This is a genomic window from Shewanella sp. UCD-KL12 (assembly GCF_001957125.1).
Classification (GTDB): Bacteria; Pseudomonadota; Gammaproteobacteria; order Enterobacterales; family Shewanellaceae; genus Shewanella.
In genome coordinates, this window is sequence record NZ_MPHJ01000001.1 from 1034581 (window position 1) to 1047761 (window position 13181).

Consider the following 13181-nt stretch of genomic DNA (forward strand, 5'->3'; position numbering starts at 1 on the left):
TTTGTGCTGGATTAGTCATAAATTTATGAATTATCAATACGTTTTGTGAGCCTGTTCTCGGCATTTAGCTGTTGCTATGACAAATTGCATACCAGAGCTGCCCGAGTGCAATACCGCCGTCATTGATAGGGATAAGCCCTGGTGACAACAGCTGATGTTTTTGCTTGGATAATTGGGTTTGGCAATATTCATTGAGGTATCGGTTTTGAAATACACCGCCGCAAAGCACGACGGGGTATTGCGGATACTGCTGAGCGAGTTGCGTGATAGCGGTTGCTAGTGCTTGCAAGAAACCAGCGGCAATCTGGCTTACCCTTTGCGCGGTGAGCGGCTGTTTGATGATGGCCTGAACAATTTGCGCCATAAGCTCACCTGCTTGCCACTGATTATTTATCAGTGTGAGAGTGAAGCGTTCGCTCGTTGATGTGAGTCGATTGGCCGCTGCTTCAATCAGCATGCCAGCTTGCCCTTCAAATTGTGTGGTCTCAATTAAGCCTAATGCGGCGGCAACGGCATCGAATAAACGCCCTGCAGAGCTAGTGTTAATGCCATGACTCGGGCTTTGCCATAATTTAGTTAAGTTATTAAGCTGATGCTCAGACAGGTTGACTAAGGCTGGTAGCGCCATCTGCTTTATCTGCGCGAGGTCGTATTGCATAAGCAGCAGGGCTAACAGTACTCGTCTAGGATCTTTTATGGCCTGCTCGCCGCCAATTAATTTAAAGGGGCTAAGCTGCGCGAGTGTCTTGTAACCTTCGGGGCTGGCAATCATCGCCTCACTGCCCCACAGGTTGCCATCATCCCCAAGCCCAGTGCCGTCGAAACTAAAGCCTAAAACGGGAACTGTGACATTGTTGACCGCCATTACGCTGAGTACATGGGCAAAATGGTGCTGAACTGATACCAGTTCGCTTGTTTTATCGCGCTGCTGACACCATCTCGTTGGCGCGTAATCTGGATGCTTGTCGTGGACTAAGGTTTGCGGCGATAACTGGTAGAGGCGTTTAAACGTACTTATCGTTGATTCAAAGTAAGTTTCGGCTTCTAAGCTGAAAAGATCGCCAATATGTGGGCTGACAAACAGGCTGCGGTTAAATCCAAAAGCGATACTGTTCTTTTGTTGAGCGCCAACGGCCAATACTGTGCTCGGCAAGGTGTGTTGTAGCGGCAGACTTAAGGGAGCGTAACCTCGGGCTAAGCGCATGACTTGAGTCTGTTTAGCAACAATTTGCACAACACTGTCATCACAGGCGTTCACGATATCGCGGTTATGATCCAGTATGGCATCGACCACAGTACTCAGCTGACGCTGTATCTCTTCGCCACAGGTGATTATAGGCTCACCACTGCGGTTAGCGCTGGTTGCGACTATGGGCCTATTTAATTGACTCAGTAGTAATTGGTGCAGTGGGGTATAGGGCAGAAAGAGCCCCAATTTATCGATACCTGGCGCGATAAGCTCACTGAGGTGGTGAGTCAACTCTTGGCGTTTATTCATCAATGTGATGGGGCGCTCTTGAGATTCAAGCAGTTGCCACTCCTCATCACACCCTGTGACGAGTGACTTTGCCATCTCGATGTTGGGTACCATAACGGCGAACGGCTTTGCCGGGCGTTGTTTACGTGTTCGTAATCTTGCTACGGCTTTTGTGTTAGTGGCATCACAAACCAGATGAAAACCACCAAGCCCCTTAATTGCCAGCACTTCACCGGCTAAGAGGCGTTCGATACATTGAGTCAGCGCTTGCGCTTTGTGGGCAATATTTTGTCCCGTTGGCGAGGTTAAAGTGAGAACCGGACCACAATCTGGGCAACTGACGGGTTGTGCATGGTAGCGTCTATCGAGCGGGTCTTGATAGCTTGCACGGCAGGCATCACACATACTGAACCGCCCCATCGAGGTCTGCTTTCTATCATAGGGGAGGGCGTTTATTAATGTGTATCTGGGTCCGCAATTAGTGCAGTTGGTAAACGGGTATTGATAGTGGCGATTATTTGGGTCTAACACATCGTTATTACAGGCATCACAACTACTTTTATCGGTTGGAACTATGACTACAGCCTGAGATTGCTGCTTGCTTTCAATGATCTTGAATTCGCTACAACCTGAAACGACGGGAATGGAGTCTTGTTTGAATTGATCAATGCGCGCCAAAGGCGGAGGGGAGTTTTTGAGTTGTGCAATAAACGATTGCAGCTGACCTGCTTGGCCTTGAAGCTCTATGGTGACGCCTTGGCTGTCATTAAGTACGGTACCGGTTAAGTGATTTTGCAGTGCATAACGATACACATAAGGCCTAAACCCGACTCCCTGCACTATGCCATTGATAAATAATCGTGCCCTGTTTATCTCTGCGTTCACTGGCACACTTGTTTGAGCGTCAACGCTTTGTTTCTTATCATGAACCATAAGCAGTAACCGACAGCCTTATACATAGTTATAGGTACAGTTTCTATCCTGACAGCTGCAAAATGAAAATTCTTAGCGCTAGATCAAGGTGTAGAAAAGCGATGACTTGAATAGTAATTTATGGGAGCTTCATCGAACTTTGAGCGCCCCCATTAGGCTAGTTTGCGCTAGATAAACGATTAGAACAGATAGCGATATTGCATCTGGACGGTGCGCGGCGCTCCTAAGGTTTCAATGGGATATTCAGCACGGTGACCATGCTTAAAAATACTTTGGGTTATCTCGCTATCAAGCAGGTTATCTATGCTGAGTGATAACTGCTGGTTTTGCGCCGGTGTTAAGTAGTATTGCGCCCCCAGACTGGCGATAACGTAATCGCCTGCCGTTAAGCCATAATCGAGAAACTCGCCGACATATTTGCCACTGAGCCAAAAGTTGAAATCATCACTTGCTTGATAATTAAGTTTACTAAATCCGGTAAACTCAGGGACTCGGCTGATCTGCTCGCCAGTATCCTCTCTTGTGGCGTTGGCATACCCAGCACTGAACTCAAACTCAAGGGCCTGGGTTAAATCTGTCACTAAGTGAAAGTCAGCGCCGTAACTGACGACTTTGCCGTCGACATTATTATATTGCCATATTGCATTCCCCAGATCGGTAGCTTCGATTAGGTTGTCGACATTGCGCCAAAATGCATCCAGTGTGATATGAGTATCTCCCTGAAATGTGAGCCCTAAATTAAGATTCTGACTGGTTTCAGACTCAAGGTTAGGATTACCTAAAGTACCGACTTGAGACTGAAGCTCATAAACTGTTGCTTGTCGATAGCCATTACCTAACGAGCCTCTGAGTAACCATTGTGTGCTGAGCTCGTGGGTTATCCCCAGTGAGCCTACCCATAGTTGATCGCTGTCAGACAGCCTATTAAACCTGAGTCCTAGCGAGAGCCCTGTATCTGGTAAGGCACTAAATTGAGGTTGGTATTGCAGGTAGGCAGCGTAGTTATCATCTTTTTCGGCAACAAACTCCATCACTTCGTCGGCGCCTTCATATTGTTGAAACTCAAGGCCCGCTATCCATTGAGAGCCTGTATCCGTTAGGTAATTGGCCGAAATTGTGGCGCCAGTATCTTTAAAACCCCAGTAAGCCTCCCAGTAAGGGACATCAATCTTGCCCTGTTCATCTTTGGTTATCTCGCTGTAGTATGAATCCCACTCTTGGTAGTGGATTTTAGTCTGTAATAATAGCTGTTCATTGGCCTGATATTGCCAGTCTAGATGGGAGAGAACCTGTTCTCTATCGTTTTCGCTTAATATGGCGTTGTAGGCGAGCGGCCGTTCAAGGTTACCCGTGTTAAATTGGCTGAAGAGGGTGACTGTATGTTTATCATTTGCCTGCCAGCTGAGTTTGCCGCTAAAGTTATTCATCTGGTAGCCACGTGTTTTGTCTAATGCCGCAGTGGGTGAATATTCATCATCTGGCCAGATCTGATACCCGTCAGATTGGCTGGTACTAGCACTTAAGGTGTATTGGAAATTGTTAACCTCAGCACTAACAAAAGCGCCGGCATCATAGCTAGGTAGAGAGTCAACAGACAGGCTCACTTCACCTTGACTCTCTCCTTGATATTGCTTGGTAATAATATTTATCACACCTGCAATGGCATCTGAGCCATATATGGCAGCTTGTCCGCCTTTTATCACTTCAATACGCTCAATCATCATTGGATTTATCGTGTCGGTATAGGTTGAGCCGTAAAGCCTATTATTGAGCCTGTTGCCATCGACTAACCATAAAATATCTTTTGGTCGGCTCCCTTGAAGTGAGTAGTCTGTGTCGGTATGGCGTCCTGCTCGGCCATTAGCAAATAAACCTGGAACAAACTGAGTGAGTATTTTATTGATATCGACACTACCAGCTTGAGCAATCATGTCACTATTAATCACTGTCATATCACTACCTAAAGTGACATGCTTATTTGTGCCGTCATTTTTAAACTGAATACCATGTACTGATATACGCTCAATATCATCAGCATATGAAATATTGATAGCACTTAATAACGATAATGTAACTCCAATTTTTTTAACTAACATTATTTATTCCCTGTTTATGCTTTGTTTGTTTTTTGTAAGGTCAATGCGTTTTTAGGGATTATATGTGGCTAAATAATTATTGATGAGATCTAGATCGTTATTTTTTATTTCAGTAATACCTTTTCTATAAAAGTATTACTGGTATTTTGTGGCGAGAGGTAAGTTAGATGGGTAAATTAACCTAGCTGTAAGTGAGACAGTTTAGGTTAATTTGGTTTTTAATATTCACTTATTAATTGTTATTACATCAGGCTATACAATACCAGCTCGACTCAATCGTGCGACTTTTACACCTTTGAGTGAAGATATCTTATTAACGATCTCGTTCACAGCGGTCGCTTGGCCCTTTATGATTATGGTTTCAAGACAGTTATGGTGATCGACATGCACATGAGTACTGCAAAGTACATGAATAAAATCATTGTGTTGTATCTCAATCAGCGTTTCTGATAAGCCTTTTTGATGATGGTCAAAAACGAGAGTGAGCACGCCTACCACATCATCTTTACTACTGTTCCATTGTTTATCGACGATTCGGTCTCGAAATAGATCTCTAATATATTCAGAGCGTGACTGATAACCGCGCTCTTTTTGATCTAACTCAATCTCTTTAAAAAGTGACTCAGGTAGGGATACTGTAAATCGTATGGTTTCGTCTGACATAATAACTCACTAAATAAGTAGTCGTTAATAAAAATAACTGTACATATTAGCCTAATACTCTTTTTAGATAGTGATCTTTGTCATACATGTCAAAAAGTTCTACGAGTTTATTGACTTCGGGGAAGTTGTAACTTGTAGTGTTACGAATCGAAAAGTAGTATTACTCATCGAACTTACAATTTGGCATCTCGACTTATGAAAGCGATAACTGTTATTTTGTTTATGTTTTATCTTTTATTAATGACAAGTGCTGCGATTGCCCAAGAGCAACCAGGCTCACAACCAGAATCATTAGTCATTGCATTGGGTAAAGAGCCTGATAGTGGCTTTGACCCCATCTATGGCTGGGGGAAATATAATAACCCCTTATTCCAATCCTCATTAATTAAACGAAATAGTCAGTTAGCGCTTATAGATGATATTGCTAAGCAATGGACATTATCGGAAGATAAGATAATCTGGGCGATAGAGATTAAAAGTCACCTTTTATTTAGTGATGGCAAAGCGTTAACGAGTGATGATATTAAATTCACTTTCGATAAAGCTAAAGCCTCAGCATCAATTCATGATCTGACCAACTTAGATGAAGTGATAATCAAGTCACCAACGTCACTGATATTTAGATTAAAGCATCCCGATATTAATTTTATCGATAACTTTATTAATTTGGCTATTGTACCTAAGCATATTTATGCAAAAGGTTATGGCCAACACCCCGTAGGCTCTGGCCCTTATCAGTTTGTTCGTTGGGATAAAGGACAGCAACTACTATTGGCTGTAAACCCTCACTATTACGGTGAAAAACCTCAATTCGAGCAGTTGACGATAGTCTTTAGTGATGAAGATAGTCGTTACGCGCGCCTTATGGCGGGCCAACTTCAACTGGCTTCTATCGCTCCACGTTATGCAAGCCTGCTTCCTCGCGGGTTTAAGTTATGGAGTATCAATAGTGTAGATAACCGTGGTATCGCTTGGCCTATGGTTAAGGCAAGTGGCGATATCGGTAATGATGTCACTGCCGATTTAGCGATACGAACAGCGATAGATTTGGTCATAGACCGTAATATATTGGTCAATCAACTGCTTGATGGTCATGCAACCCCAGCCTATAGCATTTCAGATGGTCTACCGTGGGGAAGTGGCGCTGAAATTGATAATGGCGTTTTGGTAACAAGAGATAGAGAGAGCAGGGTAAACCTTGATAAAGCGCAGCAGTTACTTGATGAGGCGGGTTGGCTTCAAAAAGGCGCGGTTCGTCAAAAGCAGGGGCTCAAGGCGGCGTTTTCACTTTATTATCTTGCTGGAGACAGTATTCGTGAGCAACTGGCACTTACCGTTGCTCAAATGGTAAAACCTTTAGGTATCAGTGTTACCCCAAGAGGAGAGAGCTGGGAGACAATCTATAAGCACATGCATAGCCAACCCGTTCTGTTTGGTTTTGGTAGCCACAGTGCATCTGAGGTGAGGTATGTTCACCATAGTCAGTATCGTGGTGTTGAGTACTTCAACGCGGGTTACTACAGTAACCCTTTGGTCGATAAAGCCCTCGATGATGCGCAGCATTCACTGACTTGGGAGGACTCCCTACCTTATTGGCAAGCGGCGCAGAGACTGATAGAGCAAGATAGGCCTTGGAGTTGGTTAGTCAATTTAAAGCACCTTTATGCAGCTCACCCCTGTTTAGATCTGGCAAAGCCAGGCATTGAGCCACACGGACACGGATGGCCACTGGCAAATAATATTAGCGAGTGGCGTTGGCTATGCCATTAGCACCTAAGTGGGCAAGTTCAAGCTTATTCACTACAGTAGCAAGGTTGTTGTTACAGCTTGTGCTCGTGATTTTATTGGCTTACTTGCTGCTTTCTTGGTCTCCACTGGATCCTATTAATGCGTATTTAGACGGTAACCTCTATGGTGTTTCTGCTCAGCAAAAGGCTGAGTTAACTATTCAACTTGGGCTAGACCAAAGTGTTGCTCAGCAATTTACGCATTGGCTTAGTGAGTTAGCCAAAGGCAATCTTGGCTACTCCAATCTTTATCAACAGAGTGTTGCAGAGATAATAAAAGATAAGCTGCCTCTGTCACTGCTGTTAATTGGCCTGAGCTGGTTAGTGTCATTGATTTTAGGCTACCTGCTTGGCCTATTAGCTGGACTGTATCAGGGCAGACTGCTTGATAAAGTGATTAATCAATCTGCTTGGCTATTAGCCTGTATCCCCTCATTTTGGTTAGGTATGCTGCTAATCAGTGTGTTTTCAGTTGCGTTGAGTTTGACCCCAGTTTGCTGCGCTGCACCTATTGGTATGCGTTTTGAAGATCAATCTTGGTGGAGTATGGGCCATCATCTATTACTACCGGTTATGACCTTAGCGTTAGTGCATATGGCACCTATCATCTTACACACTCGTGAAAAGGTGATTGATGTCCTTAATAGTGATTATGTGACATATTCAAAATTGCATGGCGACAGTAAACGTCAGCTAGTAAGTTTTCATGTCATAAAAAATAGTCTGATGCCCGCTATTGTGCTGCATTTTGCCAGCTTCGCTGAGCTGTTTGGCGGCTCTATTTTGGCTGAAACTGTGTTTAATTTTCCTGGTCTTGGCGCCAGCATTGTCAGTGCTGGTCTTGCAAACGATACAGCCCTTTTAATGGGGTGTACCCTTATCTCTGCACTCTTGGTTTTTTGTGGCAACTTGATAGCCAACGGGTTATCTAAGTCGCTCCTTGCGGGGGAGCAGCAATGAAGCGTTTCTTATCACAAAAGGGGGCCGTCGGAGCGGGTACCTCGCTGATGGTGCTGCTTGCAATTGCATTTTTCTGGCCATCATCAGGCACTGAAATTAATCTGCTGGATAAGAATGTAGCACCTAATCTCACCTACCTGTTTGGTACTGATTGGCTGGGCCGGGATCTCTTTAGCCGCAGTTTAAAAGCGTTAATTAGCAGCTTTTATATTGGTGGTATGGCGGTGTTGTTAAGTTGCACCATAGCACTGTGTATGGCGATGCTGGCGTTAGTTAACCGTTACTTTCGCTGGAGCGTCGATCTGCTGGTGGATCTGTTTATGTCTCTGCCTCATCTTTTGCTATTGATCTTACTGGCATTGGTATTTGGTGGCGATCAGCAGGGGTTAGTGATGGCAATCGCCTTAAGTCATTGGCCAAGGTTGACCCGTTTACTGAGATTTGAGATGCAGTCGATAGCCAATAGTCCCTACTTTCAAATTGCCAAGCAGTTTGGCCATTCGCCTTTGGTCATTTTGAAGCGACATATGTTACCCCATATTTTACCCCAATGGTTTGTTGGGGCGTTGCTGTTGTTTCCCCATGCGTTAACTCACATGGCTGCGCTCACCTTTTTAGGCTTTGGCTTAGACCCATCGACCCCCTCTATGGGGGCACTGCTGTCTCAGGCTAGTCAGTACCTATTAACTGGCATGTGGTGGCTGGCTTTGTGTCCAGGAGGTTTACTATTGCTGAGTCTATTACTTCTCTCTTATCTCGCTAATACTGTGATGAAAATAGTCAGAGAGGGCCCAGACACAAGCATTATCCAGACGAAGAACCGATCCATCTCCTCAGTATGCATGGCCGTTAAAAAAGATGTTACAAAGGAAGTAAAAGTGGGAGTTAAAGATGCTTAACATAGATAAGTTATCGATACGTTCTGATGAGGTAGAGCTGCTGTCTCCTATCTGTTTTAAGCTATGCCCAGGTCAGGTCGTAGGCGTGATTGGGGCCAGTGGCAGCGGTAAAAGCTTACTGGCTTCAGCCATAATAGGCGATATTCCAAAGGGGTTTACCGCTAGTGGCAAGGTGACGATTTGTAATACAGCAGCGGCGTCTGAGGAGCAAGTACCGCATTCGCTTGCCCGTGTTGCACTCGCCGCGCAATCAGCCACTGCACTTGACCCTTTGCGGACAATATTTTCCCAGATCTCCCATAGAATTAAGCGGATAACACAGCGAAAAATCGCATCTAATCAAACTGCTAAGCCGAGTCATATTTCGAACTTTGTTAGTGAACAGATTGGTCGCTGTTACCCCCATCAGCTGTCAGGTGGTATGGCAAAGCGAGCATTACTCGCTCAAGCGAGTTGTCAGCAAAGCGAATATATTTTGGCTGACGAGCCTTGTTGTGGCCTCGACAGTCGTAGTGCACAGGAGATATATACTCACCTTGCTGATTATGCAAAACAAGAGAACAGGGGAGTCTTAGTGATAAGCCATAACTTAAAACAGCTATTGGCTGTGGCTGATGAGATATTGGTATTACAGGAGGGAAAGCTTGTTGATAGTACAAGGCCAGAGCTTATCTTAACGGGTATGTGTCACTCCTATACCCAAGCACTATGGCAGGCTTTACCTGAAAATTGGCATAAGGATAAGCTTGATTATGCTGAGGTTGCTTAGCCCTTTTACGATAAATGACAAAAGTGATGTCAGTGTGAATCTGTTAATAGGCTCAAACTGGTTTAAGGTTCTTGCCAGCTTGGGGCGGGCCAATACAAAGGGAGGATATTTTGATAAGTCTAAGCAATGGTGAATTGTCCTATGATGCTTTGGGTAAGAGGCGTATTCAATTCCCTGAGATTAAACTGTTACCTGGCCAACGCTTAGGATTATTTGGGCCAAGCGGGCTCGGAAAATCATCACTTGCCAAGGTGTTAGCAGGTATTGAGAGCTTAAGTCGTGGTGAGCTAGAGTTACCTTGTCAGTTAACAGGCGCCGCCAACCCCGTTCAATGGGTATTTCAGCAACCTGAGCTTGCCTTTAACCCTAGGCTGACTTTAAAAGCATCGCTTGAAGAGAGCTGGAGAGGTGAGGGGTATCTATCACTTTTAGCTCAGTTTGCTATTGAGCCGGCTTGGTTAGATAGACGACCTTCTCAAGTATCGGGCGGTCAGCTACAGCGGGTCAATATTCTGCGGTCGTTAATTGAGAGTACCGAATATCTTATCTGTGATGAGATAACTGCACACCTTGATATGTTGACCCAGCAACAGATCTGGCTAGCCTTGGGTCAATATGCCAAACAGCGAAACATTGCACTGCTGGTCATCTCCCATGATGAAACATTGCTAGCACAAGTGTGCGATAAGACTATTTATTGGGAATAACCTCAGAAAATCGCCTATTGGAAGCCTTTTTATGAAGGCCGTTTTATGAGTCTTTTTAAAAGAGTGTCTTACGGAAGTTAGTAACTGGGGAGCACAGGCTGAAATTATTCCATGATAACCAACATATTGCTTTTCTATTCATTCAAACAGAAAGCGTTTAAGCGCGTTGATTTTTATCTCTCTAACAATAGAGAGTGTTAGCGTAACAAGCCCTAAAGTGATATTTGCCAGACCTGCTGATAAACGATGAAGTGTTTCAATATCAACTTTCATTGATAACCAAACACCAATGTCTATGAGCCAAAATGCCAAAAGATACATGTTAAATTGACCATCTTTAACGGTTATTTCCTGTTTAGCGATATCCCGTTCAAATGATATTTTTCCAAGTAGCAAAGACAGCCGAAAAAAGATGGATTTGATCGCTCGTTGGTGATCATATTTGACCGAGTATTGAGTAGGGTCTAAACCATTTCTTTGTTTGTATTCTTGCAGTTTCAGCAAAATATTGTCCATGATTCCCTTCACGTGATTATTGAGTTTGTAAGTTAATAATCTATCAGAAAGTTTCATGTGGATAAATGATGAGCACTCCTACAAACCCACGGGGAAAATATCGTTAATAAACCTATTTTTACACAGTTTTAAGGCTCTATTCAGAGTTAAGCTCTATAAGGTTAATTCTTCTCGGGATTTGTTTCCGTTTTATTACCGATGAATCTATAATGCTGCACTCGTGCTGGGCGAGAACAACAAGATAACAATAACAAAATAATTACAAATTGGAGTTTACACACAATATGAAGAGACAGTTGAATACTGTTAAACATGCTATCGCTTTATCTTTAGGCCTGTTTAGCTTTACTGCCGCGGCAAGCAACCACCTAACTGCTGAAGAGGTTATTGGCCTACAGCAAGTCGCGCAAGCACAAGTGAGCCCATCGGGAGACAATGTTGCCTTTACTCGTTACGTCCCTCGTGAGATCTACAAAGAGGAGAATGGTCTACATTGGGCTGAACTTCACCTTGTTGACGATAAAGGGGTTGAGCGTCCCTATATTACCGGTCAGGTGACCATCAGTAATATTCAGTGGTCGGTTGATGGTAGCCTAATCTACTTCTTGGCTAAGATGGGCGAAGATAAGCACACTGCACTTTACCAGATCCCATTTAATGGTGGTCAAGCGCAAAAGACCCTTGAGCTTAAAGAGACTGATGTTGCCAATTACGCCTTGAGCAGTGATGGTAAGCAGATAGCCTTAATTGCAAAGCCGGCTAAAGATAAGAGCGTCAAAGAGCTTAAAAAACTTGGCTTTATGGCTGAAGTTTATGAAGAAAATCTGACTAATAAACAGCTTTTTGTTGTTGATTTAGCCGTAAGTGACAAGTCCCTGACTCCAGTTGCTTGGAACATTGAAGATTATGTCTCTGATGTGCAATGGTCTGCCAATGGTGAGCAGCTATTAGTTAAGACTCAGCCTACTGCGCTTATCGATGATAAGTACATGAAGTCACAGTGGCACCTTGTTGATGTGGCAAACCAAAAAGTGACAACCTCTTTTATCACTGAAGGTAAGCTTGGTGATGCTGAGCTGTCTCATGATGGCAAATATGTTGCTATTCTAGGTGCTGAAGATAAGCATGATCCAGCGGCTGGCCGTCTGTACCTTGCGGAAACTAAAACCGGTAAAATTAGTGAGTGGTTACCTAATCACTTAGGTCATGTGAGTGATTTTGAGTGGAAAAATGATAAAAACGAACTCTACTTTATCACTAACATTGATACAGATTCCGTCGTTGGTTTAATCAAGCCTGGTAAGACTGATTATAAAACAGTTGTTAAGCCTGGTAAGTTTATCGCTTCACAGCTAAGTCTCTCTGACTCAGATAAGACCATTGCACTGCGTGCCAATACTGCTAAGCATCCAAATGAAGTCTATATGCTTCGTGGCAGCAAGCATAAAGCGACGCGTCTGAGTAACTCAAATACTTGGTTAGATGACAAGCAGTTTGCTAAGCAGGAGTCTATCTCTTTTAAAGCCAAAGATGGTGTAGAGATTGGCGGCGTACTTATCTACCCGCTCGATTATAAAGAGGGTCAACGCTACCCGCTTATCATGTCAGTACATGGCGGTCCTGAGAGTCATGATAAAGATGGCTGGTTGACTAACTACTCACGTCCAGGTCAGTTAGGTGCGACTCAAGGTTATGCCGTTTTCTACCCTAATTACCGAGGCAGTACTGGTAAAGGTGTTGATTACTCGAAACTTGGCCAGAATGATTACGCTGGTAAAGAGTTTGACGATCTGGTCGAGTTTAAAGACCATTTAGTTGATATGGGTCTTGTTGATACTAACAAGGTCGGTATTACAGGTGGTTCATACGGTGGTTACGCTTCAGCTTGGGCGGCAACTAAGTTGACTAAGCATTTCGCTGCAAGTGTGATGTTTGTGGGTGTGACGAATCAGCTTTCTAAGTTTGGTACCACAGATATCTCTAACGAGATGCATCTTGTTCACGCTCGCTCTTACCCATGGGATAAGTGGCAGTGGTACCTTGAACGTAGTCCTATCTACTGGGCTGGTCAGTCTGAAACACCACTGCTGATTATGCATGGTAAAGACGATCCGCGCGTTCACCCAGCCCAATCTATGGAGCTATATCGCTACATGAAAGTGCAGGGTAAAACGGTACGTCTGGTTTATTACCCAGGTGAAGGTCATGGTAACCGTAAAGCGGCTGCGCAGTATGATTATCACCTACGTCTAATGCGTTGGATGGATCACTACCTGAAAAATGATGGTAAAGAGATGCCTGCTAACGAACTGGCCCATAAGGCTAATCTTGAAGCGGTTAAGAAAGAAGACTAGTTGATGGCTTTTAGCTCAGT

Annotated in this window: 10 protein-coding genes; 6 read left to right on the forward strand and 4 right to left on the reverse strand. The window is 44.0% G+C overall.

What is annotated here, in order from left to right:
* Nucleotides 1-64: 64 nt before the first annotated feature.
* The 3 genes from hypF to nikR form a co-directional block, all read right to left on the reverse strand.
* Nucleotides 65-2410: a carbamoyltransferase HypF gene (gene hypF, locus BM736_RS04350; protein WP_076409045.1), complete on the reverse strand. Its 2346-nt coding sequence runs from the start codon at nucleotides 2408-2410 to the stop codon at nucleotides 65-67.
* A gap of 179 nt (nucleotides 2411-2589) precedes the next feature.
* Complete coding sequence (locus tag BM736_RS04355) at nucleotides 2590-4506, reverse strand: TonB-dependent siderophore receptor (RefSeq protein WP_076409047.1); 1917 nt, start codon at nucleotides 4504-4506, stop codon at nucleotides 2590-2592.
* Between the two features lie 252 nt (nucleotides 4507-4758).
* Nucleotides 4759-5169, reverse strand: coding sequence for a nickel-responsive transcriptional regulator NikR (nikR, locus tag BM736_RS04360; protein ID WP_076409050.1), 411 nt, complete (start codon nucleotides 5167-5169; stop codon nucleotides 4759-4761).
* A 195-nt stretch (nucleotides 5170-5364) separates the two neighbouring features.
* Between nikR and BM736_RS04365 the strand changes: the two genes are divergently transcribed.
* From BM736_RS04365 to BM736_RS04385, 5 genes are all read left to right on the forward strand, one after another.
* Nucleotides 5365-6939, forward strand: a complete 1575-nt coding sequence (locus BM736_RS04365) for an ABC transporter substrate-binding protein (RefSeq protein ID WP_076409052.1) — start codon at nucleotides 5365-5367, stop codon at nucleotides 6937-6939.
* Nucleotides 6930-7916 (forward strand): ABC transporter permease, encoded by a 987-nt coding sequence (locus BM736_RS04370; protein WP_083699832.1) that lies wholly within the window; start codon nucleotides 6930-6932, stop codon nucleotides 7914-7916. Before BM736_RS04365 ends, BM736_RS04370 begins: the two co-directional genes overlap by 10 nt.
* Entirely contained in the window at nucleotides 7913-8815 is a 903-nt protein-coding gene (locus tag BM736_RS04375; RefSeq protein WP_083699834.1) for an ABC transporter permease, read from the forward strand. The genes BM736_RS04370 and BM736_RS04375 overlap by 4 nt, the downstream gene beginning before the upstream one ends.
* Entirely contained in the window at nucleotides 8808-9584 is a 777-nt protein-coding gene (locus BM736_RS04380) for an ATP-binding cassette domain-containing protein (protein WP_076409058.1), read from the forward strand. Before BM736_RS04375 ends, BM736_RS04380 begins: the two co-directional genes overlap by 8 nt.
* A 110-nt stretch (nucleotides 9585-9694) precedes the next feature.
* On the forward strand, nucleotides 9695-10291 hold the full coding sequence (locus tag BM736_RS04385) for an ATP-binding cassette domain-containing protein (RefSeq protein WP_076409060.1): 597 nt from the start codon (nucleotides 9695-9697) through the stop codon (nucleotides 10289-10291).
* 138 nt (nucleotides 10292-10429) lie between these two features.
* On the opposite strand, the gene BM736_RS04390 is transcribed toward BM736_RS04385, so the two are convergent.
* On the reverse strand, nucleotides 10430-10807 hold the full coding sequence (locus BM736_RS04390) for a hypothetical protein (protein ID WP_143562317.1): 378 nt from the start codon (nucleotides 10805-10807) through the stop codon (nucleotides 10430-10432).
* A gap of 284 nt (nucleotides 10808-11091) precedes the next feature.
* On the opposite strand from BM736_RS04390, the gene BM736_RS04395 reads away from it, so the two are divergent.
* Complete coding sequence (locus BM736_RS04395) at nucleotides 11092-13161, forward strand: S9 family peptidase (protein ID WP_076409065.1); 2070 nt, start codon at nucleotides 11092-11094, stop codon at nucleotides 13159-13161.
* Nucleotides 13162-13181 lie beyond the last annotated feature (20 nt).

Bases quoted from the DNA above. Each gene is read 5' to 3' on its own strand.
- nikR (WP_076409050.1), bottom strand. From the start codon at position 5,169: ATGTCAGACGAAACCATACGATTTACAGTATCCCTACCTGAGTCACTT.
- BM736_RS04370 (WP_083699832.1), top strand. From the start codon at position 6,930: ATGCCATTAGCACCTAAGTGGGCAAGTTCAAGCTTATTCACTACAGTA.
- hypF (WP_076409045.1), bottom strand. From the start codon at position 2,410: ATGGTTCATGATAAGAAACAAAGCGTTGACGCTCAAACAAGTGTGCCA.
- BM736_RS04395 (WP_076409065.1), top strand. From the start codon at position 11,092: ATGAAGAGACAGTTGAATACTGTTAAACATGCTATCGCTTTATCTTTA.
- BM736_RS04355 (WP_076409047.1), bottom strand. From the start codon at position 4,506: ATGTTAGTTAAAAAAATTGGAGTTACATTATCGTTATTAAGTGCTATC.
- BM736_RS04380 (WP_076409058.1), top strand. From the start codon at position 8,808: ATGCTTAACATAGATAAGTTATCGATACGTTCTGATGAGGTAGAGCTG.
- BM736_RS04375 (WP_083699834.1), top strand. From the start codon at position 7,913: ATGAAGCGTTTCTTATCACAAAAGGGGGCCGTCGGAGCGGGTACCTCG.
- BM736_RS04365 (WP_076409052.1), top strand. From the start codon at position 5,365: ATGAAAGCGATAACTGTTATTTTGTTTATGTTTTATCTTTTATTAATG.
- BM736_RS04390 (WP_143562317.1), bottom strand. From the start codon at position 10,807: ATGGACAATATTTTGCTGAAACTGCAAGAATACAAACAAAGAAATGGT.